Raw genomic sequence first — 24,283 nt, 5'->3', positions numbered from 1 at the left:
TCTGACTTATCTCTTCGCAGAGTGTCAACGATCCACCGAACACGTATTCAGCTGCTTACTCGGCCGAGGAAGAAAGGTCTGCCGTCAGTCTCGGCGAACGGACCGACACCGTCGGGAGGTGACGGGACCGGGCGCCGGGACCGGCTCAGTCCGTCGCGGCGGTCGCCGCCCGTACCGCAGCCAACCGACTCCGCAGGTGCTCCCGGTCCGGCTCGGTGCCGGCCAGCTCCAGCGCCTGCCGGTAGGCGTCGGCCGCGTCGGCGTACCGGCCGAGACGCTGCAGCAGCTCGGCCCGGGCCGCCGGGAACGGGTGGTGCGAGCGCAGCCGAGGGTCGGCGGCCAGCTCGTCGAGAATGGCCAGCCCGGCGGCCGGGCCGTCGCGCATGGCCACCGCCACCGCCCGGTTCAGGTCGACCACCGGCGAGGGCGCGATCCGCGCCAGTACGTCGTACAGGGCGACGATCTGCGGCCAGTCGGTGCCGGCGACGTCGGCGGCCTCGTCGTGCAACGCGGCGATCGCGGCCTGCAGCCCGTACGGTCCGGGCGGGCCACCGGTCAACGCCGTACGGGCCAGCCCGCAGCCTTCGGCGATCATCGGTCGGTCCCACCGCCGCCGGTCCTGCTCGTCGAGGAGCACCAGCGCCCCGTCCGGGCCGGTCCGGGCGTGCCGACGGGCGTGGACCAGCAGCAGCAGCCCGAGCAGGCCGGCGGTCTCCCGTTGGGTCGGGAGCAGCCGGTGCAGGATGCGGGCCAGCCGGACGGCCTCCTCGGCCAGGTCGAGGCGCTGCAGGTGCGGACCGGAGCTCGCCGCGTAGCCCTCGGTGAAGATCGAGTACACCGCCTGCAGCACGCCGGGGAGTCGCTGCGGCAACTCGTCGACACCGGGCACCCGGAACGGAATGCGCGCGTCGCGGATCTTGCGTTTCGCCCGGACGATCCGCTGGGCCATCGTCGCCTCCGGCACGAGGAAGGCCCGGGCCACCTCGGCGGTGGTCAGCCCGCCGAGGTGGCGCAGGGTCAGCGCCACCCGGTCCGGCGCGGGCAACGCCGGGTGGGCGCAGGTGAAGAAGAGCGCGAGCCGGTCGTCGGGCAGGTCGGGGTCGATGTCGGCGGCCGGCGCCGGGTCGGCCCGGTCCGCCTCGGCCTGCAGCACCGCCAGGCGCAGCGCCAGCGTCCGGTCACGGCGGATCCGGTCCACCGCGCGACGCCGGGCGGTGGTCAGCAGCCACGCCCCGGGGCGGGTCGGCACGCCGGAGACCGGCCAGTGCGTCAGAGCCGCCTCGACGGCCTCGGCCGCCACCTCCTCGGCCAGGTGCAGGTCACCGAAGCGGCGGACCAGGGTGGCGAGCAGCCGGCCGTGCTCCTCGCGGAACACGGCCGCCACCGAGGTCCGCACCGTTTCCGGATCGGCACCCCGCACCGTTTCCGGATCGGCACCCCTCGCCGTTTCCGGATCGGCACCCCTCGCGGGCGCGGCGGGGTCGTCGGGCGATTCGACGCCGGCCATCGGGGGATCAGATCCCGAACTCGGCGACCGGACGCACCTGCACCGATCCCCCGTCCCGGGCACCGGGCGAGCGGGCCGCCCAGTCCAGCGCGACGTCCAGGTCCGGTACGTCGATGATGTCGTAGCCGCCGAGCACCTCGCGGCTCTCAGCGAACGGGCCGTCGGTGACGATCCGTTGACCGTCTGCGTCGACCTTGACCGAAGTGCAGGTGGTCAGGTCCGCCAGGGCGTTGCCGCTGACCCAGATGCCGGCGTCCTTCATCTGCTTGTCGTAGGCGATCCAGTCCTCGACCGTGCACTGCGCCCCGGCCTGGTCCGGGCCGTCGGTCGGCGGGCTGACGAACAACAGCATGTACTTCATGTCGGGCTCCTCGCAGGTAGTGGCGTTGCCGTACGCCATGACGACGATCGGCGGGCCGCCGGATCGACAGCCGATCCCTACGAATCCTGCGGTGACCGGCGACCTACTCGGAGTCGGCCAGGATGGCGTACAGCTTGCGGCGAGTCTCGTCGAGTACGGCCAGGGCCCGCTCCCGCTGCTCGGCGGTGCCGTTCATCATCACGTGGCGCAGCGCGTGCAACGTCTGCATACCGGATTCGCGCACGTCGTGCCAGCTCTCCACGGTTTCCGGGGCGAACTGCGTCCACGGCGCCTGCTCGGCGGCCTGCTCGGCCTCGGGGCGGCCGGCGTCGGTCAACGCGTACTGCCGGCGGCTGCCGCCGGCCGCGTCCACGGTCCCGACGACCAGCCCTTCGTCCTCGAGCAGTTGCAGGGTGGGGTAGATCGATCCCGGGCTCGGTCGCCAGGCACCGCCGGTGCGGGAGTCGAGTTCCCGGATCATCTCGTACCCGTGCATTGGTCCTTCGACGAGCAGGGCGAGCACGGCGGCACGCACGTTCGGCCGGCGGCGGCCGCGGCCGCCGCCCCGGCCCCGCCACGGGCCGCCGCCCGGCCCTGCGCCGAAGCCGGGACCGGGACCGGGACCGGGACCGAAGCCGGGGCCGGGACCGGGACCGAACGGCGGGAATCCGAATCCGCCCCGCATCCATGCCTGCGGTCCGCCGTGGAACCGGTGGTGGAACTTCATGGCTGCCTCCAACGATGCTTTGTCGATACACCGACGATATATCGCCAACCCGTCGACGACAACATGCCGTACGCCCGGCGGGTGCAGGACCCGCCAGGCGTACGGTGATTTGGTGCATTTGCTATAGAATGCTGATTTCCCCGTCCGTCCGTCAGCTACGTGCTCCGAGGTTCGGGTAACTGCGTGGTTGCAGAAAGGCGGAGCTCCGAATCCCGCCGTCCGTGGCGCGCGGCCCGATCAGCACCGAAGGATCCGTGCTGAGCAGATCCGAGTTGCTCCAGGAGCTTTTGATGTTCCACGAGTTCCCGGTCGCCGTGGAGTTGCCCAGCGACACCCCCGCCCCGTTGCTGACCGCGAGGTTCGCGGTCAACCGCGAGGTCGAGTTCGCGAACTTGTACCCGCTGTCGCCGTTGTTCCAGGCCGTGGTGCGGTCCACCGTGATGGTGCCCGGGTTGCCGTTGTCGATGAACCCGCTCACCGCGTTACTGAACGAGAAGCTGTTACGGATGGTGTGGTTCGCTGCCGGGTCGGGGTCACCGCCGCCCATCTTGAACCCGTTGCCGTCGCCGCTGTAGTTGGGCAGACCCCATCGGTTGAAGCCGTTACCCCAGGCCGCAGAGTCCTCGACGAGGATCGGAGAGGCAAACTCCCAGGCGTCGAAACCGTCGTCGGAGTTGTTCCACAGCCGGGCTCCGCGTACCACGTTGCCGTTGCCGGAGCCCTCCTTGATGGCCAGGCCGTCGGCGCTCTCGCCGTTCTTGCGTGGATCCCGGTTGCCGTACGAGTCGAGGTTGATCACCTGGTTGTTGCTCGCGGCGCCCTGAATCTGCAGGCCGGACTCGTAGTTGTCGCGGGTAACGAGACGTTCGAAGACGTTGTTGCTGCAGTCGCGGCAGAAGATGGCGTATGGCCCGTGAATGATTTCCAGGTCACGTACCCGCCAGTGGTCGGCCTCCATGTGCAGCACGCCACGCTCGAGGTTGGGGATGCTGCCACCGACCGGGGCCGGGGTGTGCGGCAGGTTCTCCCCGTCGAGAACCACCCGCTCCCGGTTGTAGCTGGTGATCGTGTACGGGTTGGCTGATGTGCCGTCCTTCATGATTCGCACGTTGGTGCTGAACTGGTAGGTGCCGCCCCGCATGGCGATCGTCGTGCCGGGGGAAGCCAGGGTCACCGCCCGAGCCAGGGTCGCCAGTGGAGCCCCGAGTGTGCCAGGATTCGCGTCGTTTCCGTTGGTCGCGACGATAAGCGTGTTGACCGGTGGCGCAGTCGTCGGTGGCGGCGCAGTCGTCGGTGGCGGCGCAGTCGTCGGTGGCGGCGCAGTCGTCGGTGGCGGCGCGGTGGTCGGTGGCGGCGCGGTGGTCGGTGGCGGGCTGGTGGGAACGGGTCCGTTGCAGACCGTGCCGTTGAGAGTGAAGGTCGTCGGCACTGGGTTCGACGAGTTGTTCCAGGTGCCGTTGAATCCCCCGGTCACAGTGCCGCCGGTAGGGATCGACGCGTTGTAGCTGACATTTCGCAGGACGACGGTGCCACTGGCCGGGTCGGCAGTGAATCCCCAGGACTGGGTGATTGCCTGGCCGGCAGCGAAAGTCCAACTCAGCGTCCAGCCGTTGATCGGCGCACCGTGGTTGGTCACGGCGAGGTTGGCACCGAAGCCACCCGGCCATTGCGCGGCGACGGTGTACGTGACCTGGCAGCCGCTGGCGGCGCTGGCCGACAGGGTGGTCACCGCGGTCATCCCCGCGGTGAGAGCCACGGTGGCCACGGCCGCCACCGGCCACGCCGGCCGTCGGAGGTGTCGAGTCATGGATTCTCCTGATGGTCGATCCAGCGGTTACCGGCGGGCAGCACGCCCACTGACGACCGGGACCACTGGTGGGTGAGGTTCGACGATGAGACAGCAGTTGGCATCCGCCGACCAGCCGGTGCCGGCCGGTCGGCCGAGTCACCTCCTAAACCTCGGTGGCCTGCGGTGAGGTGCGTGAAAGCGCTTTCCACACATCATATTGATAGATGTCATCACGTCAACAACCGGGAGTCTGCTGCCCGGCCGGGTCGACCTGGGGGACCCTGCTCGTCGACGCCGGGGATAGGGCCGCGCAACGATGACCGCGCTGATCCCTTGGGCATCATCGAGGCCCGCGACGCGTCAGCGGAACGCGGGATGGATCAGGACGAAGGCCGTGATGCATGCCATCACGACAGCACCGATCAGTACCGGCAGCGGCGCCCAGACCGCGTACAACGCCGTACTGGCGGTCGGTGCGAGCACGAAGGTGAGCCCATTGGTGGCACCGATCAGGCCGGCCAGCCCGCCCTGTTCCTCGCGGCGAACCGCCAGCGTCGGACCGGCGACGTAGCCGGGCATCGCGATACCGAGACCCAGTCCGATCATGGCCATCGCGACCACCAGGAACGCGATGTGCGTGTCGGGCACCAGCAGAGCGAACCCGACCAGCCCGACAGCACCGCCGACCCGCAGCAGCCTCGCCGGCCGCCAGCCGCTACGCGGCACCACGACGGTCTGCGCGAACGCCATCCCGACACCGGCGGCGAGCAGCGCCGTACCGGCGATCAACCCGGTCGCCTCCGCATCCAGTCCGAACCGGTCCTGGACGAGGAATCCGCTGACCACCTGGATGAAGCCGAGCGCGGTGAACATGCCGAACCCGGCGAGCAGGTACGGCCACACCCGGGCGTCCCACGCGCTGACCCGTACCGGCTCCTCGATCAGCTCGGTACGGTGCTCCCGGCGTAGCCGCACCGCGACGACGACCAGCCCGGCGGCCAGCAGCACCGGCACCACCACCAGCGGAGCCATCAGCCCGAACCCGGCGAGCAGCCCACCCACCAGCGCGCCGACGACCATCGCCACGCCCTGCACCGCCCCGATCCCGGCCATCCCCCTGACCCGGGCGGACTGGTCGTCGGTGACGTCGGCGATGTACGCCTGCGCGGTCGGCGGCACGGCGGCGAGCGCGGCTCCGAACCCGACGCCCCGGAACGCCACGAAGAGCAGGAACAACGTGCTGCCGGTCACGACGCCCCGCATGCCGAGGTCGGCGAGCAGCGCGAACAACGCCATCGTCAGGGTGGCCAGGGTGAACGCCGCGACCAGCACCGGCTTGCGGCCCCATGACTGGGACCGGCGCCCCCACAGTTGGCTGGTGGCCACGACCGTCAACGCGGAGATGCTGATCGTCACCCCGACCTGCCACTCGGCGAGGCCGATCTCCCGGGCCAGCGGAGCGATGATCGGGTTCATCGACATCTGACCGAGGAAGACCAGGAAGACCGCGCCGAGCAGCAGCGGGATCTGCGGCCGTGGGACACCGGCCGGGCTGTCGGCGCGGGCCGTGCCGGGTGAGACCATCCGGTCACGCTAACCACCGGTGATCATCGGCACCAAGGACGCCGGTCACACCTGCCACCCCGGCTGTGACCAGCGACGATGGCGGTAGCCGTCACACCTGGCAGCCGTGGTCCGGGAGGTAGTCGAACCAGTCGAAGCGGACCGTGCCGGTGGCGGCGTACATGCCGATCACCCGGCCGGTGAAGCCTCCGGCGACCTCGGTCGACAGGTAACGGCCGTCGAGCTCGGCCAGGACGGTGAACTCACCGTCGGCGGTTTCGAGGCCGAGCCGCAGCACGTCCGGCCCCTGCCGAGGATGCCAGGTCGGCGACGGGACGGCGTCGACCCGCAGCACCACCGGCCCGGGCGGCACCGGTCGGGCGTCCAGCACCGGCCGCAGCGGGCCGATCCGGGCCGCGACGTGCACCCCGCCGCCGCCGGCCTCGACCGCGTAGTGGTGGTTCTCGTCCATCCGCACCGCCAGGCCGCCCCGGCCGGCACCCGGGTCGATCAGGGTCCGGACCCGGCAGGACAGGTGCTGCTGACGGCGGCCGACGAAGGTGACGTCCGGGGCGTCGAGCGACGCGCCGCGCGCGTGCAGGGTCAGCCAGCCGGGCGGCCGGCTCGTCGACCAGGCGTCGGCGGGCCGGGACCGCACCGACAGCCACCGTGGGTGCAGCCGGTCGCCGTCGAAGTCGTCGCGGGTCGGCGGCGGTGTCACCGGCTCCGCCGGCCAGCGCGGGGCGGTCATCCGCTCGGTGAGCGCGCCGACGACCGGCCAGTCGTCGACCCAGTCGACCGGGGCGAGGAACGTCTCCCGGCCGAGCACGTGCCAGCCGGGGGTGCCGCCGCGCGGTCGGGCGCCGAGCAGGACCAGCCACCAGGAGCCGTCCGGTGCCTGGATGAGGTCGCCGTGACCGGTGTTCTGGATCGGCAGGTCGGTGCCGCGGTGGGTGAGGATCGGGTTCGCCGGGCACGGCTCGAACGGGCCGTCCGGTGCCGGGCCCCGGGCGACGGAGATACCGTGGCCGCGTTCGGTACCACCCTCGGCGATCAGCAGGTACCAGTAGGCACCGATCCGGTACAGGTGCGGGGCTTCCGGTGCCTGGGCTCCCGGGGTGCCGGACCACAGCCGGCGGGTCGGTCCGAGCGCGGCACCGGTCCGCGGGTCGATGCGGACCTGCCCGACGCCAGCGGTCGTGCACCAGCAGTTGCCGTCGTCGTCCCAGGCCAGGTCGGGGTCGATGCCGGCCACGCCGGGCAGCGGCACCGGGTCCGACCACGGACCGGCCGGGTCGGCGGCGGAGACCAGCAGGTTGCCGCCGCCGTCCGCCACGTTGGTGGTGATCAGCCAGAACCGGCCGTCATGGTGGCGCAGGGTGGGTGCGTAGATCCCGCCGGACGACGGTGCCGACGCGGGGATGGCCAGCTGCTCGGGGCGGTCCAGCACGTTGCCGATCTGGGTCCAGTTGACCAGGTCGCGGCTGTGGAGGATCGGTACGCCGGGAAAGTACTCGAAGCTGGAGCAGGCCAGGTAGTAGTCGTCGCCGACCCGGCAGACGCTCGGGTCCGGGTGGAAGCCGGGCAGCACCGGGTTGGTGAACCCACCGTCGACCCATCCGTCCATTGTCATGTCGTCCTCCCCGGTCCGGTGTGCGGTGGATGCACCGTACCCGGACCGGGGTCGGACCTCGGTCGGTCGATCAGTCGGCGTCGTCTGCGCTCGCGGCGGCGCCGCGGGCCGGCAACGCAACGGTACGCGGCAGCAACTGCGCGGTGAGCAGGGTGGACAGTGCCGAGACGTCCCCGCCGCCGGTACCGTCGGTGCGTACCACCACCGGCTGCGGGGCCTTGCCGGCGAGCGCAGCGCCCACCTCCAGCCGGCGCAGCGCCAGCTCGTACTGCAGGACCGCCCGGTTGTCCCGGTACGCCTGGGCCAGCCGGCGTTGCGCCTTGGCCTCGTTCTCGGCGGCGATATCGCGTCTCGGCGAGCCAGCTCGCCGGGACGCGCCAGTTGTCGTCTGCCCTGCGCGGTGTGTCGGTCGATCATCGATCGACGACCGGCGACGATAACGGGAACCCGACGGTTCGCCGGGCCGACTGATGTTGCGGCGATGAAGGGAGGCGTCGGATGGCCACGCGGTGGCGGACATCGACGATGGTAACCACATGGGCGATGGCGGTGTCGATGCTACCGCTGTACGCGGTCAGTGCGCTCGGCCCGTATCTGGCCGAGGACCTGGGCGTGTCACGAGCGGCGGTAGGCGTCCCGGTGACGGTCGCGTTCGCGGTGGCGGCGGTGGTGTCGTTGTCGGCCGGACGGCTGGTCGACGCGGTCGGGCCCCGGCGGGGGCTGCTGTGGTTGGCGACGGTCGTCGCGGCCGCGCTCCTGGCGGGCTCGGTCACCGGCAGCTACCCGGTGCTGGTCGCGGTGGTCGCCGTCGCCGGGCTGGGGATGGCGCTGGCGAACCCCGCGACCAACGTGCTGGTGGCCACAGTGGTACCCGCACCCCGGCGGGGCACCGCTGTCGGGGTGAAACAGTCCGGTGTGCAGCTCGCCGCGGTGATCTGCGGGCTGGCGCTGCCATCGGTCGCGGCCGCCTCGGGCTGGCGTACGGCGCTGGGACTGGCCGGCCTGCTCGCGGTGGGGCTGTTCGCGGTGGTGTGGTGGCAGGTGCCCCGGCCACCCCGACGGGACACACCGGCCGGACCGTGGTGGCAGTGGTCACGACCACCGGCGGAGGTCGCCGGTCTGATGGGCTACTCGCTGCTGCTGGGCACCGGCCTGTCCGCGGTCAACACCTACCTGCCGCTGTACGGCGTACAGCAGTTGCAACTGGCCGGCTGGTCGGCCGGCGCGCTGTTGGCGGTGTTCGGCGCCGCCGGCGTGTTCGGACGGCTGTGGTGGACCCGTTGGGCGGACCGGCTTCCGGTGGTGACTTCGGCACTGCCACTGCTGTCGGCCGCGGCGGCGGTCTCGGCCGCGCTGGTGCTGCTGGCCGGGCAGTGGACGCCGCTGGTGTGGCTGGGTGCGATCGGGGTGGGGATGACGGCCACCGGCGCGAACGCGGTGTCGATGCTCGCCGTGGTGCGCCGCAAGGCTCCGGCCGGTCATGCCTCGGCGCTGGTCTCGACCGGCTTCTTCAGCGGCTTCGTGGTGGGGCCGACCGGCTTCGGTCTGCTCGCCGACAATGGCGGCTACCCGCTCGCCTGGGGTGCGGTCGCCGTAGTGTTCGCCGTCGCCGCGCTCGCCGGGCTGCGCCTGAGGAGCCGCACCGCCGCCGAACCGGTGCCGGCGTGACCGCGCCGCCGGGACCCCGGCCGCCGGTCGGGGTCGGCACACCGCAGCCCCGGACCGCGCTGAACGCGATGCTGGACCGGCTGCCGCACGTCCGTGCCGTGGTCGGCGAGCGGTTCCCGCTCTACGCCGACCCGGCCAGCGGCGACTGGACGAGCACCCGACGCGGGTCCTGGACCGGCGGCTTCTGGGCCGGGCTCCACTGGTTGGGGACCGCGGTCCGCGGCGACCCGTCCTGCCGGGCCGCCGCGACCGAGATGACCGGACGCCTCGCCGCACGGGCCGGCGACGACACCGTGACCCGGGCCATGACGTTCTGGTACGGGGCGGCCGCGGTCGGCGGACGGATCTGCCGGGACACGACGGCGACCCGGGTCGCCCTGACCGGTGCTCGTGCGCTCGCCGGGTCGTTCGACGCCGGTCCCGGTGTGTTCCCGGTCGGGTCGGCGTTCGGTGGACCACCGACGCCCCGGATCGGCATCGACGCACTGGCCGCCGTGGTGGCGTTGCTGTGCTGGGCCGACGGGCCGCTGAGCGGAGCCCGGCAGCTGGCCCGACGCCACGCCGCGAGCTGCGCCACCCTGCTGGTGGCCGCCGACGGTCAGGTGCTGGCCGAACGCGAACTACCGGCCGTGGGTGCACCGTCGACCGACGGCGAGATGTGGACGCGTGGGCAGGCCTGGGGGATGCTCGGTTTCGCGGTGGCCGCCGACCGGTTCGGCGGCGACTTCACCGAGGTGGCGAGGCGCACCGCCGACCACTGGTTGGCGGTCACCGGGCAGAACGGATCGGCGTCCCGGGTGCCGCCGGCGGTGGTCGGTCGCGCCGGTGCGCCGCCGGACACCTCGGCGGCGGCGATCGCCGCCGCCGCGCTGTGGACACTCGGCGGACGGCCCGCGCCGTGGGCGGCCCGCTACCGGTCGGCCGCCACCGCGACGACCGCTGCCCTCGTCACCGGTCACCTGGCCGCCGACGGCACGTTACGCGACGGATGCTACGACCTGGACAGGGCCGTCGCGCCCCGGCACGAGGTCGTCTGGGGCAGTTACTTCCTGGCCGCGGCGCTGGCCGCGCAGTCCGCCACGCCACCGTTGGTCGCCTGGTAGTCGGCGAGCAGCCGGGTGGCGACGGTGGTGACGTGCAACTCGTCCGGGCCGTCGAGGATCCGCGCCGCCCGGGCGGCGCGCAACAGCATGGCCAGCGGGGTGTCGTCGGTGAGCCCCTCGGCCCCGTACGCCTGCACGGCGCGGTCGACGACGGCATGGAACGCCCGGGCGGCGACGACCTTCGCGGTGCCGGTGGCGGTCCGCGCGTCGCCCCCGGCGGCGAGAGCCGCGACGGCGGCCCGGGTGAGAGCTCGGGCGGCGGCCAGCTCCGCGTGGCTGTCGAAGACGTAGCCGTGCAGCAGCTGCTTGTCCGCGAGTACCGCCGTACCGACCTGGCGCCCGGTCAGCCGTCGGCACATCAGGTCGAAGGCTCGCGCGGTCTGGCCGAGCCACCGCAGGCACCGCAGGGTACGTCCGAGCGACAGCCGGCCGGCGACGATCCGCAGGCCGGCCCCGGCGGCGCCGATCAGGTGGTCGCCAGGCACCCGGACCCCGTCCAAGGCGATCTCGTACTGCCCACCGGCGCCGAGCACCGGCAGCTGACGGACGATCCGGTAGCCGGGTGCGGTGGTCGGCACCAGAAGCAGGCTGAGGGAGCTCCGACCGGTCGGGTCGTCGTCGGCCGACCCCGGTCCGGTTCGGCAAACGACGGTGGTGAAGCCGGCGTCCGCGGCCCGACTGGTGAACCACTTCCGGCCGGTGATCACCCAGTCGTCGCCGTCGCGGACAGCACTGGTCCGCAGGGCCGCGGGGTCGGTCCCGGGCACCTGCGGCTCGGTCATCGCGAAGCTGGGTGGGCATCTGCCGGCGACCATCGGGCCCAGGTACCGGTCACGCACCGCCGCCGTCGCGTAGGTGTCCAGCATCGTGGCGTCGAGAAGCGAATCGGAGCCGAGCGCCACCGGGCCGTAGTCGCTGTACCCCTCGGCCTCGGCGATCCCCGCGTAGTCGGTCAGTCCCAGCCCCTGCCCGCCGAGTGCCACCGGCAACGGGATCGCCCACAGCGCGGCGGCACGGGCCCGCTGCTGCAGCGCGCCCAGCGCTGCCCGGCCCTGCTCACCGCCGGCCGCGAGCGCGGCCTCGGCGGGAATCACCTGGCTGCGGACGAACTCCGCCACCTGAGGCTGAAGGACATGCACGGCGAACCTCCCAAACGCACCATCGTGATCGGACAGCTGGAAATCGCAGCGCCCGGGAACTGGACAGACGACCCATGCGACTACAGCAGACGTGACAGTTGATGCCGAAGGCACCCGTACCGTAGTCGGACCGCAGGGCGTTCCAGTTCCGGCCGGTCCGCTGGCCGGTCACCGGCTGGCCGGCGCTGGGGGCACCGCCGCGCACCGGGTACTCGCCCGTCACCTCGTCGAACTCGGTGCCGACCGGGTCAGCGACGCCGGGCCGCTGCGGCTGATTGGGCCGGACGAGGCGCAGCTGCCGATCGAGCTGGACTGGACGGAGCCAGCGGACCCGGCCGGTGGCGCCGGGCGGCCGGCCGAGTTGGACGAGGTGACGGCTCAGGCCCGGTACGGTCTGATGGCGGTGCACGGCCGGGCCCGGGGCGGGCCGGCACGGATCAGCCTGGACTACGTCGGCACCGCCGCCGCGGTGGTCGCCGGGCAGGGGGTGCTGGCCGCGCTACTGGCCGGGTTGCGCGGTGGCCCGGCGCCTGAGAGCGTGCGGGTGCCGGTGGCCGGGGCGGCGCTGCTGACCGTGTCGCAGTACCTTGCCGCCGGCAGTGCCGACGATCCGGAGTACGTCGAGGCACCGACCGCGGCTGGCTCGCCGCCCCCGTTCGTCTGCGCCGACGGGGTGTGGGTGGAGTTGGAGACCCTCGATCCGGCACCGTGGCATCAGTTGTGGACCGGTCTCGGTGTCGAGCCGTCCGTCGCGGCCCGCGCGTGGCGGGCCTTCGTGCTGCGCTACGCGACTGCGACCGCTCCGCTGCCGGCGCAGCTGCACGCCGCCGTCGCCGCCGTGCCGTTGGCCCGGTTGCAGGAGTTGGCCGGAGCCGCCGGGGTAGCGGTCCAGCCGGTACGGGGCCATGCCGACCGGAGCCGCGACAACTACCTGCCGGGAGCCGACACACCACCCTGGACGATCGCGGCTGGACCGCAGCGCCGAGCCGTCGGCGTCGACTCAGGCGGTGCCGCCGGGGGCACCGGGGGCGGACCGTTGACCGGCCTGCGCGTGGTCGAGGCAGGTCGACGGATCCAGGGGCCACTCGCCGGGCAGGTGCTGCGGCTGCTCGGTGCCGAGGTGATCCGGATCGAACCGGCCGGCGGCGATCCGCTACGGGGGATGCCGCCGATGGTGGGTGACTGCTCGGCCCGGTTTCTGGCGCTCAACCGGGGCAAGCGGATCGTCGAGGCCGACCTGCGCAGCCCGGACGGCCGGGCCACGGTCCGGGAGCTGGCCACGTCCGCCGACGCGTTCCTGCACAACTGGGCACCGGGCAAGGCCGCGCGGCTGGGGCTGGACGCCGGTGACCTGTGGGCGGCCAACCCACGGCTGGTGTACACGTACGCCTCCGGCTGGGGTGACGCGCGCGGATCGGATCCGCCCCCGGGCACCGACTTCATGGTGCAGGCGTACGCCGGGCTCGGCGCCCAGCTGCGGCCGGCCGGTGAGCCTCCGGCAGGTTCGCTGATGACCATGCTGGACGTGCTCGGTGGGCTGGTCGCCGCCCAGGGTGTCCTCGCCGGACTCGTCGCCGGGCACCGCGACGGCCGGGGCCAACGGGTGGACAGCAGTCTGCTGTCGGCCGCCGGTGTGCTGCAGGGACCGGTACTGCGCGGTGAGCAGCCGGCCCACCCGCGCGGGGGTCCGCTCGACGGCCCGCTGCCGGCGGCCGGGGGGCACCTCGCCGTACCCGAGGGCACCACGGCCACGTCGCTGGCCCGGATCACCGGCGGGGCCGGCCTGGCCGGTGCGCTCGACCGGTTGGCCGAGCTACCGGTCGCCGACGCCGTCGGGCAGCTGCGGGCCGGCGGCGTCGCCGCGGTGCCGGTCTGCCCGGAGCCCGGCCTGCTCGCCGCCGACCCCACCTTGGCAGCGCTGCTCGACATCGACGGCTGCGCCTTCGTCACACCCCCCTGGAGGTTCTTCCGGTGACCGTGCTGACCGCCACCGACCTGGTCCCCGCCGAGCTGCGCCGCTGGTGGCGCCATGCCGGCTACTACCCCGACGCCGACCTGTACACCTTGTTCACCCGACAGGTCGCCGCCGCGCCGGATCGGGCAGCGGTGATCGACGACGACGGCACCCACTCGTACGCGGAGCTCGCCGACCGGGTGAACCGACTGGCCGGCGCGCTGCACACCGCCGGCGTCCGGCCGGGCGAGGTGATCGCCGTCCAGTTGCCCAACAGCTGGCGGGCGGTGGCAGTGGACCTCGCCGCAGCCGCGATCGGGGCGGTCGTGCTGCCGTACCCGATCGGTCGGGGCCGCCGGGACACCCTGACCCTGCTGCGCCGGTCCCGCGCCGCCGCCGTCGTGGTGGCCCACAAGTTCGGCGACGTCGGGTACGCCGATGTGCTCGCCGGGCTGCGCGATGACCTGCCGGACCTGCGCATCGTGCTGGTGGCCGGGACCGGTGGCCCGGACAGTCTGGAAAGCCTGGCCGTCGACGGCACCGCGTTGTCGCACCGGCCGCCGGTGGCGCCGGACGCCCCCGCTCGGATCCTGGTCTCCTCCGGCTCCGAGGCCGCCCCAAAGATGATCGTCTATTCACACGAGGCCCTTGCCGGCGGCCGGGGCACGTTCATCGGCGCGCTGCACACCGGGCCCGGTCCGATGCGTAACCTGTTCCTGGTGCCGCTGGCGTCGTCGTTCGGGTCGTCCGGGTCGGCGGTGACCGTGGCACGGTTCGGCGGGACCCTGCTGGTGCAGTCCCGGTTCGACGCCGCCGGGGCGCTCGACCTGATCGACCGGCACGGCCCGCACCTGGTGTTCGGGGTGCCGACGATGTTCACCATGATGCTGGACCATCCCGCCGTAGCCGACGTGGACACCTCGACGCTGCGGGCCGTAGTGGCTGGCGGTTCCCGGGTCGACCCGGCGACGGTGGCCGCCTGCCGGGACCGGTTCGGCTGCGCCTACGTCAACTGCTACGGCTCGGCGGACGGGGTCAACTGCACCACCGACCCGGCCGCTTCACCGGCCGCGGTGCACGACGCGGTCGGCCGGCCCAACCCGGCGGTCGCGGCGGTCCGGATCGTCGGCGAGGACGGCCGCGACGTCACAACGGGCGCCGTCGGCGAGATCTGGGGGCTCGGGCCGATGAGCCCGCACTGCTACGTCGACGCCGAGTTCGACGCCCGGTACCGCACCGACGGCGGCTGGGTGCGCACCGGTGATCTCGGTCGGATCGACCCGGACGGCTTCCTCCATGTGGTCGGCCGGCGCAACGAGATCGTCATCCGGGGTGGGCGCAACCTCTCACCGGTCGAGGTGGAGCTGCTCCTGGCACAGCACCCGGCGGTGCGTCAGGTCGCCTGTGTGGGAGTACCGGACCGGTTGATGGGTGAACGGATGGCAGCCTGCCTGGCACTGCGCGACGGGGCGTCCGCACCAACCCTCGACGAACTCACCAGCTACCTGACCGAGACGCACGGCCTGGAACGTGCCAAGTTGCCGGAGCACCTGCGGATCTTCGACGCGTTGCCCCTGTCGCCGGCCGGCAAGGTGGACAAGCGGTGGCTGCGGGAGCAGCTCACCGCCGGATCGCCCCGATGACCCGACCATCAGCCACCGCCGCCTCGGCAGTGGCGCGACCGGCCGGCGGTGCTCCCGTCACCTTCAGCGGCGTGACCTGCCGGTACGGCCGACGCACGGTGGTCCACTCGGTGGACCTCGCCGTCGACGCCGGCGAGCACGTGGCGTTGACCGGAGCGAACGGCTCCGGCAAGACGACGCTGCTGCGCACCGTCCTCGGGCTGCACCCGCTGGCCGCCGGTGCCGTCTCGGTCGACGGCGTGGTCGCGGCCGGCCGCGACGGCTGGGCACGACGACGCCGCGAGGTGGCCTGGGTGCCGCAGCGGCTCACCCCGGGGCATTTCCCGCTGCTGGTCCAGGAACTGCTGGCCAGCGGCGGCGCACCGGCAGCCGCCGCCGACGCGGCCGACGCCCTCGGTGTCGGCGGTCTCGACGACCGGCCACTGCACACGCTCTCCGGCGGGCAACTGCAGCGGGTGTTCCTGGCCCGGGCCTTCGGCGCGGTCGCCGCTGGGGCCCGTGCGCTGCTCGCCGACGAACCGACCGCCGCGCTCGACTTCGGCGGTCAGGAACAGGTCGCCGGGCTGCTGGCCGGGCTGCCGGTCACCGTCATCGTCGTCTCACATGACCGGGCGATGTCCCGTGCCTGCGACCGGGTCGCCGAGATGGCCGCCGGCACGTTACGGGTGGTCTGACCAGGTGGAGCACTTCCTCGAGCTGCTGGCCCTGCCGGCGGTCCAGCGGTCGGCGATCGGGTTGGCCGTCGCCGCCGTCGGGTTGCCGATCGTCGGGGTGTTCATCGTCGGTCTGGACATCATCGCCGTCCGGTTCGCGATCATGCACGTGGCGTTGCTCGGCATCGCCGTCGGTCTGCTCGTCGGGCTCGACCCGATGCTGTGCGGGCTGGTGGCCTGCGGGTTGGCCGGTGCCGGAGTCGCCCCGCTGGCCCGCCGGCCGGCCGGGCTGCCCGGCGCGATGGGCCTGCTGATGACCTTCGCGATCGCCACCGCGCTGCTGGTGCTGTCGGTGTCCGGGGTGAACGCCACCGGTGCGTTCGAGCTTCTGTGGGGGTCGATCCTGGCCACCCGCGACGTCGACCTGGTCGTGCTGACGGTCCTCGCCGTCGCCGTGCACCTGTTGTTCTGGCGATACCGGCGGCAGCTGGCACTGCTGCTGTTCGACCGCGAACTGGCGCTGTGCTCCGGTGTGGCCGCCGGCGGCCTGATGCTCGCGCTGCTCATCGTCGTGGCGGTCGCGATCGGAGCCTCCATCCGGCTCACCGGCGCGCTGCTAGTCGACGCGCTGACCATCCTGCCGGCCCTGGCCGCCCGCAACCTCGGTCGGTCGCTGACCTCGATGGCCGCCTGGGCGGTCGCCTTCGGCGTACTCGGCAACGCGGTCGGCTTCACCGCCGCGCTGCTGCTCGACCAGCCACCCGGCCCCGTCCTGGTCCTGGTGGCCGGCACCCTGACCCTGCTCACCTATCTCATCCCTGAAGGAGCACTGCATGCGCTGGTCACGAACCGTCGTCGCGTTGACCGCGACGACCACACTCGCCCTGTCGGCGACCGGGTGTGGCAGCACTGACGCCGGCCAGACCGCGCCGGACGCCGACGGCCCCCCGGCCGGCGGGCCGGCGATCGTCGCCTCCACCACCTGGGTCGGCGCGCTGGCCAGGGCCGCCGGGGTCGCCGACATCACGGTGATCGCCCCGGCCAACGTGCAGCATCCGCCGGACTACGACCCGAAGCCCAGTGACCTGGCCGCCGTCGCCGACGCCGACTACGTGCTGTATGCCGAGTTCGACGGATTCGCCGACCGGCTGACCGAAGCTGCCGGCGGCGACGCGGAGCTGATCGCCGTACAGTTGGAGAACACTCCCGCTGCGATCACCGCCGAAGTGAACCGGCTCGGTGCGCTGTTCGGCACCGCCGACGCGGCCACCGCCTGGCTCGCCGAGTTCGACAGCACCTACGCGGAGCTGTCCGAGCAGGTCAAGACGGCCGCGCCGGAGCCGGGAACGGCGGTGGCCCAGCTGTTCATCGCGTACTGGGCGGAGTTCGCCGGTCTGCAGGTCGCCGGTACCTACGGCCCGCAGCCGGTCACCGCGAGCCAACTGGCCGAACTGACTGCGGCAGAGCCGACCGTGGTGCTGGCCAACGCGCACCTGCCCGGAGCCAACCCAGACGTCGAAGGGGCCGCCAGGGTCGACATCATCAATTACCCCGGTGACGACCTGGACCTGCTGACGGTGTTCCGCACCAACGCGGAGAACATCAGCGCCGCCCTCGCCTGATCCCGAGCCACCGGGCGGGCGGACCGTTTCCGGTCCGACCGCCCGGTCACGCCGATCGCGAGTCGATCGGGTCTGTCAGTCGGCGTCGTCTGCGCTCGCGGCGGCGCCGCGGGCCGGCAACGCAACGGTACGCGGCAGCAACTGCGCGGTGAGCAGGGTGGACAGTGCCGAGACGTCCCCGCCGCCGGTACCGTCGGTGCGTACCACCACCGGCTGCGGGGCCTTGCCGGCGAGCGCAGCGCCCACCTCCAGCCGGCGCAGCGCCAGCTCGTACTGCAGGACCGCCCGGTTGTCCCGGTACGCCTGGGCCAGCCGGCGTTGCGCCTTGGCCTCGTTCTCGGCGGCGATCAGCCCACTGCGGCCCCGGGTCTCGATCTCGAACCGGACCCGCTGCGCGTTGGTCTCCTGCTCCTCCAACAGCTGCGCGACCTGCTCACGGGCCTTGTTCAGGGCCGCCTTGACCTCGACGAACCGGGCGTCACGCACCTTCTTGGCCCGCTCGATGTCCATCTGCAGGCTGTCGATGCGCCGCTTGCGGGTCAGCCCCCACTCCTGCTCGTACGCGGCGTGCTCCTTGGCGACCCGCTCCCGGGTGGCCAGGTGCTGCTGGTACTGGGTGGGCAGCTGCACGTCGGGGATGTTGCAGCCGGTGATCCGCACGCCGTAGCGGGACAGCTGCCGGTTGAGCAGCTCCTGCATGTCGGCGACGTCGGAGCCACGCAGGTCGTACGCCCGTTCGGTCTGCACCTGGCGGGCCCGCTGCCGGATGGCGTCCTGCACGGCGCTGGACAGCACCAGGTCGAAGTTGCCGGCGCCGATGGCCCGGACGAACAGCACCGCGTCGGTGATCCGCAGCTTCATGAAGAACTCGATCGAGCGCAGCGGCACGTTCTCCCGGGTCGGGCAGGCCATCACCGGCGCCGAGTACGGAATCTCGGTGGCCACGTCGACGACGAAGTCGACCCGAGACCAGGGATGCCACAGGTAGTGCCGGCCCGGTTCCAGGGTGCGCACGACCGCACCGTAGCGGGTCAGCACCCCATGAGTGCCCTGTTCAATCTCCACGATGGACGACCGCCACCACCAGAGCGCGCCGAGCAGCAGCAGCGCCACGCCAGCGAGATAGCTGGCTGTGGCGAGGGCGCCGTACGCGGCGCCGACCAGCCCGTCGGCCCCGTTCAGGGTGAACATCACGCCGGACAGCAGGGCGAGCAGACCGAGCCAGAGCGGCACCATCCAGCCGAGCCGGCGCCGGTGCTTGGGGATCACCACCGGTACGAGGCTGCCCGCGTCACCGCCGCGCAGCAGCTGGGCGAGCTCGCTCCACGGTGCCACCGCCTCGGAGATGACCGACCTGCCGCCGCTGAGTTTGCTCATCACCGCTGTGCCTCCGTCTCGTCGTCGGTCGGCTCCGGCGCACCGGGGGCCAGGGAAACGCCGGCGTCGGTGCCCGGAACGGTCGGTTGGTCGGCCTCGCGCAGTGCGGCGATCTCCGGCTCGCGTTCGGCGATCCGGGCGGCGACCTCGGTCAGCCGGGTGCGCATCGTGGCCATGTCGGTCTCGCTGAACAGTTCGGCACCTCGTTCGCCGACCAGTTCGCGGGCCAGTTTCAGCAGGTCCACGCCCACCGCGCCGTCCGGGTCGGTGGAGCCGCCGATGCGCACCAGCCGGGGCAGGTGGTCGGCGACCTCCTCCAGGGTGTCGAGCACCTCCCGCTGGTAGCGGTAGTCGAGGATCTCCGGTGCTTCGGCGGCGGTGACCGCCCGGATGTCCAGGGCCTGCGCCTCCAGCAGGGCGGCGTTGGCCCGTGCCTCGGACTCGGCCAGCACGTACCGCTGGCGGGCGAGCGCCTCGGCGCGGTTGGTCTCCCGCTCGACCGCGGTGTCCATCTGCGCCTGGTACTGGGCGATCTCGGCCTGGATGCCGGACAGGGTTTCGTGCAGGGTGGCCAGCTCCTTGGTCAGGTCGCCCTCGTCCTGCTCCTTGCGCAGCTGCAACGCGTACTGGTGGGTGTAGGCGTCCTTGGCGACCCGCACCATCTCGGGCGCGGCGAGGTCCATCCGGTACTCCCGGTCGGACGGCTCGGCGTGGGTGATGTTGGCGTTGGTCAGCTCGACCGCCGGGAGGAACTGCTGGTTGAGTTGCTCCAGCAGGCGGCCGGTGTCCTCGCCGACCATGTTGTAGATGTCGGCGGCCTGCTGTTCGTAGATCAGGCTGCGGATGGTCTCGCTGACCGCGTTGCTGAGCTTCTCCTCGAAGCCGCGGACCGCGCCGAGGGTGTAGACGAACTCCACCGGGTCACTGATCCGGAACTGGATGAACAGGTCGATGGACGCCTTCACGCCGCCCTTGGTCGGGGCCTCACGCACCGGTGCGTTGAACGGGTACTCGCGGGTGGTGTTGACGATGTACGACACCCGCTTCCACGGGTTCAGCAGGATCACCCGGCCGGGGCCGACGACCTGCTCCAGCTTGCCGAACCGGGTGATCAACGCGGCGCAGCCGTCCGGCACCATCACCATGCCCTGGCGCCACCAGACGAAGCCGACGGCGAACAGCGACAGCACCCAGTAGTGGATCCCGAACAACGGGTTGAGTAACAGGTTGCCACCGGCGACCGAGACCACCGCGGAGCCGAGTACGCCGAGCACCAGCAGCAGCGACACCGGCAGCATGGTGAGCAGCGAACGGCCGCGCGGAATCACCATCGGGCAGATGACGTGCGCCGCCCCGCCCTCGCCGCGCCGCTGCTCGCTGCGGTTGAGCACCTCCCCCGCGTCGTCCAGCGGCACCCGGCGCTGTTCCATGACGGTGTCGATGCTCCCACCGAGGTCACGGGCCGCCGGGAAGTCGACCGGGTCCATCCCGTCCTCAACCGGCTGACCGCCGCCGGCCCCGCCGGTGCCGGCACTGCCACGGCGGCGCAGCTCGGCCATGGCCATTTGACGTGGATCGCCACCCTCGGCTATCGCATAGGCGGCGTTGCGTATACCTTGTTGGACCCGTGACACGGTTCCCCTTCCGCAGCTCTCGGTCGGCGCCCGACTCGGCCGGCTCGGCGCACCGGTCCCGCGAAATGCTAGCCACCCAGGTCAACCGGGGTGACGGTCACACGGGGTCGGGCACCGACGACGGGCGTACCGACAGCAGCAGGTCGGCGACGGGCAGCCGGTGCCGGGCGGCGCGCTCCCTCGTGGCGAGCGGCTCGTCGAGCTCGATGGTGGCGGCCCGGCGACCGACGGCGACGACGACCAGCGGGGTGACCGCCGCCGTGGGCAGCAGCGCCGCGACCCGTTCGGCGTCGAAGCCGGCGAGCTGGTGCACGGCGAGCCCTTCGTGCTGGGCCTGGATCGACAGGTGCGCGACCGCCTGTCCGGTGTCGTAGGCGGCCCACGGGCGGCTCGCGCCACTGTCGGCGACGGTCTGCGCGGCCACCACGATCAACGCGGCGGCGGCGTGCGCCCAAACCCGGTTTCCCGGGTCGAGCGCGGCGAGCAGGCTGACGTGGGCGGCGTCGCCACGGCGGACCACGCCGAACCGCCAGGGTTGGCTGTTTCCGCAGCTGGGTGCCCAGCGGGCGGCTTCCAGCAGCGCGGTCAGCTGCCGGTCGGTGAGCCGGTGCTCGGGGTCGAAGGCACGCGGGCTCCACCGGTCGGCGAGTAGCGGGTGCAGTGGCTCGGCCGTGTTCGCGGTCTTCGGGGCGTCGGACACCGGATGCTCCTGTCAGGATCGTGGTCGAGGTTGAGAGTCGAGAATCGAGCGTCGGTTGGTCGGCGGTCGGTACGACCGTACGACGATCCACAGGTGACCAGCGAGCCATGCCATCGATTCATATCGCTTTTACGCCTAGTCTGGATCGACACACGTGGTGCCGTACGTCCGCGACGCCACATCCGGCCACCCCGAAGGAGGCAGCCGATGCCTGCCGCACCCCGCCCCGGGGAACACCCCCGCCGTTGGCGGCGGCGCCTGGTCCGCACCGCCTGCGCCGCCCTGTCCGTCCCGCTCATGCTGGTCGCCGCGCTCGCGCTCGCCGCCGCACCGGCCGCCGCCGCACCGGTCACCGTCACCAATGCCACCCAGTTCACCGACACCACCGGCGCCGGCGTCCACGCCCACGGCGGCGGCATGATCAAGGTGGGCGGGTACTACTACTGGTTCGGTGAGAACCGCCACGACGACCACACCTTCCGGTACGTCTCCGTCTACCGGTCAACCGACCTGCGCACCTGGGAGTTGCGCAACCACGTGCTGCGACAGTCCAGCAGCCCGGAGCTCGCCGTCGCCAACATCGAGCGCCCCAAGATCCTCTACAACCCGGCCACCGGCAAGTACGTGCTCTGGATGCACTGGGAGAACGGCGTCGACTACGGCCAGGCCCGGGTGGCGGTGGCCACCTCCGACACCGTCGACGGCGACTACACGTACCTGGGCAGTTTCCGGCCGCTCGGGTACGACTCGCGGGACATGACCGTGTTCCGCGACGACGACGGCACCGCGTACCTGATCTCCTCGACCCGGGTCAACGCGGACCTGAACATCTACCGGCTGACCCCCGACTACACCGGCGTCGCCGCCCTGGTGCAGACCCTGTGGCCGGGCAACTACCGGGAGGCGCCGGCCATGTTCAAACGTAACGGCGTCTACTTCCTGGTCACCTCCGGCGCCACCGGCTGGCAGCCCAACCAGGCCCGGTACGCCACCGCCTACAGCATCACCGGCACCTGGACCGCCCCGACCACGTTCGGTGACAGCATCACCTACGGCTCGCAGCCGGCCTACGTCCTGCCGGTGCAGGGCACCGCCACCACCTCGTACCTGTACCTCGGTGACCGCTGGGCCAGCGCCTGGGGCGGCCGGGTCAACGAGTCCCGCTACGTCTGGCTACCGCTGACCTTCCCGTCGAACACGTCGCTGAGCATGGCCTGGCATCCACAGATCAGTATCGACACCGCGACCGGGCAGGTCACTGGCGTCGGCGGCGGGTACGCCTACGAGACGCTGCGGGCCCGGCACAGCGGCAAGTGCCTCGACGTGCTCAACGAGTCCACTACGGACGGCGCCGGCGTCGCCCAGTACGGCTGCCACAACGGCGGCAACCAGCACTGGCTACTACGTGACCTGGGTACCGGCTACCACCAGCTGGTGGCCCGACACAGCGACCGCTGCCTGACGGTGTCGAACGGCTCCACCGCCGACCACGCCGCCGTCGCCCAGTACGCCTGCCAGCCGGGCCGCACCGACCAGCAGTGGCAACTGGTCGACGCGGGCTCCGGCTACCAGCGGATCGTGGCCCGGCACAGCGGCAAGTGTCTCGACGTCGCCGGGTACTCCACCGCCGACAGCGCCCGGGTGATCCAGTACACCTGCGGCACCGGCGGCAACCAGCAGTGGCAGCGGATCGGGGTCTCCTGAATCTGCGCCGTGTCCGCTGCGGGACCGGACGGCGCGGTCACGCCGTCCGGTCCCCCGGCGGTACGGGTCAGTCCCGCAGCGGGTACGGAATGAAGGTGCTGCGGTTCTCGTCGACGTCGAGCCGCCGGCTGATCGGCGGGGCGGCCCGCTGCGGGCAGGTCATCCGTTCGCAGGTCTTGCAGCCGGGGCCGATCGGGGTGGCGGCGTCGGCGGCGTGCAGGTCCATCCCGGCCGAGTAGACCAGCCGACCGGCATGACGGGTCTCGCAGCCGAGTCCGATCGCGTACACCTTGCCGGGTTGACCGTAGCCGCCGTGGTGGCGGATGACGGTCCGGGCGATCCACAGGTAGCGCTGGCCGTCCGGCATCGCGGCGACCTGGGTGACCACCCGGCCCGGCGAGCCGAACGCCTCGTAGACGTTCCACAGTGGGCAGGTGCCGCCGGTACGGGAGAACGGGAACCCGGTCGCCGACTGGCGCTTGGACATGTTGCCGGCCCGGTCGACCCGGACGAACGAGAACGGTACCCCGCGCGAGCGGGGCCGTTGCAGGGTGCTCAGCCGGTGGCAGACCGTTTCCCAGCCCATCGCGAAGTGCTCGGCGAGCAGGTCGATGTCGTAGCGACGGGTCTCGGCGGCGGTGAGGAACCGCTCGTACGGCAGGATCAGCGCGGCGGCGAAGTAGTTCGCCAGGCCGACCCGGGTGAGGATCTGGGTCTGGACGTCATCGAACCTCTCCTCCTCGATGATCTCGTCGATCACGTCGGCGTACTCCAGCAGGGCGATCTGCGCGGCCATCCGGATCGCCTCCTGTCCGGGTCGCAGCGAGGTGGACAGGTGCAGGGTGCGGGTCTGCGGCCGGTAGCGGTGCAGCTCGCCGCCGAGGGAGTCGGCGTCGTCGCGGGAGATCCGTACGCCGTGTCGCTGCGCCAGCCGGTCCCGCAGCGCCGCCCGCGCCTCGCCCCGGCGGATGCCGATCTGGTCGGACAGCCGCTCGGCGGCCTCGTCGACCGCCGGGACGTAGTTCTGCCGCCGGTAGAAAAACTCGGTGACCTGGTCGTGCGGGCTGTGGCCGACCCGCTCCCGGTCACCGACGAGCTCGGAGAGCTGCTCGTCGGCCTGCTGGTAACGACGGTGCAGGTCGAGCACCGCCTCGGCCACCTCGGGCAGCCGGGAGGCGAACTCGGTCAGGTCGCCGATGCCAGTGCGGGAGCCGAGCGCCTCGCGCAGCCCGGCGACGAGTCGCGGGGTGTCGTGCGGGGCGAAGCTGGTCGGGTCGACGCCGAAGACCTCGGTGATCCGCATCAGCACCGCGACGGTCAACGGCCGGGAATCGTGCTCGATCTGGTTGAGATAGCTCGGTGAAATGTTGAGCTGCCGGGCCAACTCGGTCTGACTGATTCCCCGGTCCTCACGCATCCGGCGCAGTCTGGCACCGGCGAAGGTCTTGGCGATCGCCCTCACCTCCACGCTCGTCCCGGCTGCGATCCGCCAACGTTAACACGCGC

20 protein-coding genes are annotated in these 24,283 nt (G+C 72.1%); 8 read left to right on the top strand and 12 right to left on the bottom strand.

Features of this window, described 5'->3' with window-relative positions:
• Window positions 1-145: 145 nt before the first annotated feature.
• The 7 genes from O7610_RS03275 to O7610_RS03245 form a co-directional block, all read right to left on the bottom strand.
• Window positions 146-1,384 (bottom strand): RNA polymerase sigma factor, encoded by a 1,239-nt coding sequence (locus tag O7610_RS03275; protein WP_289212611.1) that lies wholly within the window; start codon window positions 1,382-1,384, stop codon window positions 146-148.
• A gap of 130 nt (window positions 1,385-1,514) precedes the next feature.
• Complete coding sequence (locus O7610_RS03270; protein WP_289212610.1) at window positions 1,515-1,868, bottom strand: YciI family protein; 354 nt, start codon at window positions 1,866-1,868, stop codon at window positions 1,515-1,517.
• 103 nt (window positions 1,869-1,971) lie between these two features.
• On the bottom strand, window positions 1,972-2,595 hold the full coding sequence (locus O7610_RS03265) for a PadR family transcriptional regulator (protein ID WP_281554274.1): 624 nt from the start codon (window positions 2,593-2,595) through the stop codon (window positions 1,972-1,974).
• A 151-nt stretch (window positions 2,596-2,746) separates the two neighbouring features.
• Window positions 2,747-4,402: a right-handed parallel beta-helix repeat-containing protein gene (locus O7610_RS03260; protein WP_289212609.1), complete on the bottom strand. Its 1,656-nt coding sequence runs from the start codon at window positions 4,400-4,402 to the stop codon at window positions 2,747-2,749.
• Window positions 4,403-4,744: 342 nt separating this feature from the next.
• A complete protein-coding gene (locus O7610_RS03255; RefSeq protein WP_289212608.1) occupies window positions 4,745-5,968 on the bottom strand; it encodes an MFS transporter in 1,224 nt (407 codons plus the stop codon).
• Window positions 5,969-6,059: 91 nt separating this feature from the next.
• Window positions 6,060-7,580 (bottom strand): glycoside hydrolase family 43 protein, encoded by a 1,521-nt coding sequence (locus O7610_RS03250; RefSeq protein ID WP_281554271.1) that lies wholly within the window; start codon window positions 7,578-7,580, stop codon window positions 6,060-6,062.
• A 70-nt stretch (window positions 7,581-7,650) separates the two neighbouring features.
• A complete protein-coding gene (locus O7610_RS03245; RefSeq protein ID WP_289212607.1) occupies window positions 7,651-8,100 on the bottom strand; it encodes a hypothetical protein in 450 nt (149 codons plus the stop codon).
• A gap of 23 nt (window positions 8,101-8,123) precedes the next feature.
• Between O7610_RS03245 and O7610_RS03240 the strand changes: the two genes are divergently transcribed.
• On the top strand, window positions 8,124-9,248 hold the full coding sequence (locus tag O7610_RS03240; protein ID WP_281554269.1) for an MFS transporter: 1,125 nt from the start codon (window positions 8,124-8,126) through the stop codon (window positions 9,246-9,248).
• Window positions 9,245-10,351 (top strand): hypothetical protein, encoded by a 1,107-nt coding sequence (locus O7610_RS03235; protein ID WP_281554268.1) that lies wholly within the window; start codon window positions 9,245-9,247, stop codon window positions 10,349-10,351. Before O7610_RS03240 ends, O7610_RS03235 begins: the two co-directional genes overlap by 4 nt.
• On the opposite strand, the gene O7610_RS03230 is transcribed toward O7610_RS03235, so the two are convergent.
• Window positions 10,291-11,490: an acyl-CoA dehydrogenase family protein gene (locus O7610_RS03230; RefSeq protein WP_289212606.1), complete on the bottom strand. Its 1,200-nt coding sequence runs from the start codon at window positions 11,488-11,490 to the stop codon at window positions 10,291-10,293. The two genes, O7610_RS03235 and O7610_RS03230, sit on opposite strands and share 61 nt — an antisense overlap.
• Window positions 11,491-11,581: 91 nt before the next feature.
• On the opposite strand from O7610_RS03230, the gene O7610_RS03225 reads away from it, so the two are divergent.
• Genes O7610_RS03225 through O7610_RS03205 form a run of 5 tightly spaced genes read left to right on the top strand, consistent with a single transcriptional unit; the run spans window position 11,582 to window position 17,362 of the window.
• Window positions 11,582-13,465 carry a CoA transferase gene (locus O7610_RS03225; RefSeq protein ID WP_281554266.1) on the top strand — a complete coding sequence of 628 codons (1,884 nt, stop codon included), beginning with the start codon at window positions 11,582-11,584 and terminating at the stop codon, window positions 13,463-13,465.
• Window positions 13,462-15,087 carry a class I adenylate-forming enzyme family protein gene (locus O7610_RS03220; protein WP_281554265.1) on the top strand — a complete coding sequence of 542 codons (1,626 nt, stop codon included), beginning with the start codon at window positions 13,462-13,464 and terminating at the stop codon, window positions 15,085-15,087. Before O7610_RS03225 ends, O7610_RS03220 begins: the two co-directional genes overlap by 4 nt.
• Window positions 15,084-15,761 (top strand): metal ABC transporter ATP-binding protein, encoded by a 678-nt coding sequence (locus O7610_RS03215; protein WP_281554264.1) that lies wholly within the window; start codon window positions 15,084-15,086, stop codon window positions 15,759-15,761. Before O7610_RS03220 ends, O7610_RS03215 begins: the two co-directional genes overlap by 4 nt.
• A 4-nt stretch (window positions 15,762-15,765) precedes the next feature.
• Window positions 15,766-16,653, top strand: a complete 888-nt coding sequence (locus tag O7610_RS03210) for a metal ABC transporter permease (protein ID WP_281554263.1) — start codon at window positions 15,766-15,768, stop codon at window positions 16,651-16,653.
• Complete coding sequence (locus O7610_RS03205; RefSeq protein ID WP_281554262.1) at window positions 16,574-17,362, top strand: metal ABC transporter solute-binding protein, Zn/Mn family; 789 nt, start codon at window positions 16,574-16,576, stop codon at window positions 17,360-17,362. The genes O7610_RS03210 and O7610_RS03205 overlap by 80 nt, the downstream gene beginning before the upstream one ends.
• A gap of 75 nt (window positions 17,363-17,437) precedes the next feature.
• Here the strand turns inward: O7610_RS03205 and O7610_RS03200 are convergent, their stop codons facing one another.
• The 3 genes from O7610_RS03200 to O7610_RS03190 form a co-directional block, all read right to left on the bottom strand.
• Window positions 17,438-18,739, bottom strand: a complete 1,302-nt coding sequence (locus tag O7610_RS03200) for an SPFH domain-containing protein (protein ID WP_281554261.1) — start codon at window positions 18,737-18,739, stop codon at window positions 17,438-17,440.
• Window positions 18,739-20,304: an SPFH domain-containing protein gene (locus tag O7610_RS03195; protein WP_289212605.1), complete on the bottom strand. Its 1,566-nt coding sequence runs from the start codon at window positions 20,302-20,304 to the stop codon at window positions 18,739-18,741. The genes O7610_RS03200 and O7610_RS03195 overlap by 1 nt, the downstream gene beginning before the upstream one ends.
• Before the next feature lie 166 nt (window positions 20,305-20,470).
• The gene (locus O7610_RS03190) at window positions 20,471-21,073 is read right to left on the bottom strand and encodes a nitroreductase family protein (protein ID WP_289212604.1); all 603 of its coding nucleotides are present in this window, start codon (window positions 21,071-21,073) and stop codon (window positions 20,471-20,473) included.
• Window positions 21,074-21,280: 207 nt separating this feature from the next.
• Between O7610_RS03190 and O7610_RS03185 the strand changes: the two genes are divergently transcribed.
• Entirely contained in the window at window positions 21,281-22,777 is a 1,497-nt protein-coding gene (locus O7610_RS03185) for an RICIN domain-containing protein (protein ID WP_281554258.1), read from the top strand.
• Between the two features lie 67 nt (window positions 22,778-22,844).
• On the opposite strand, the gene O7610_RS03180 is transcribed toward O7610_RS03185, so the two are convergent.
• Window positions 22,845-24,239 carry a short-chain fatty acyl-CoA regulator family protein gene (locus O7610_RS03180; RefSeq protein ID WP_289212603.1) on the bottom strand — a complete coding sequence of 465 codons (1,395 nt, stop codon included), beginning with the start codon at window positions 24,237-24,239 and terminating at the stop codon, window positions 22,845-22,847.
• Between the last annotated feature and the right edge of the window lie 44 nt (window positions 24,240-24,283).

Source organism: Solwaraspora sp. WMMA2065, assembly GCF_030345075.1.
Lineage (GTDB): Bacteria > Actinomycetota > Actinomycetes > Mycobacteriales > Micromonosporaceae > Micromonospora_E.
This window is presented reverse-complemented; position numbering and strand designations above follow the sequence as displayed.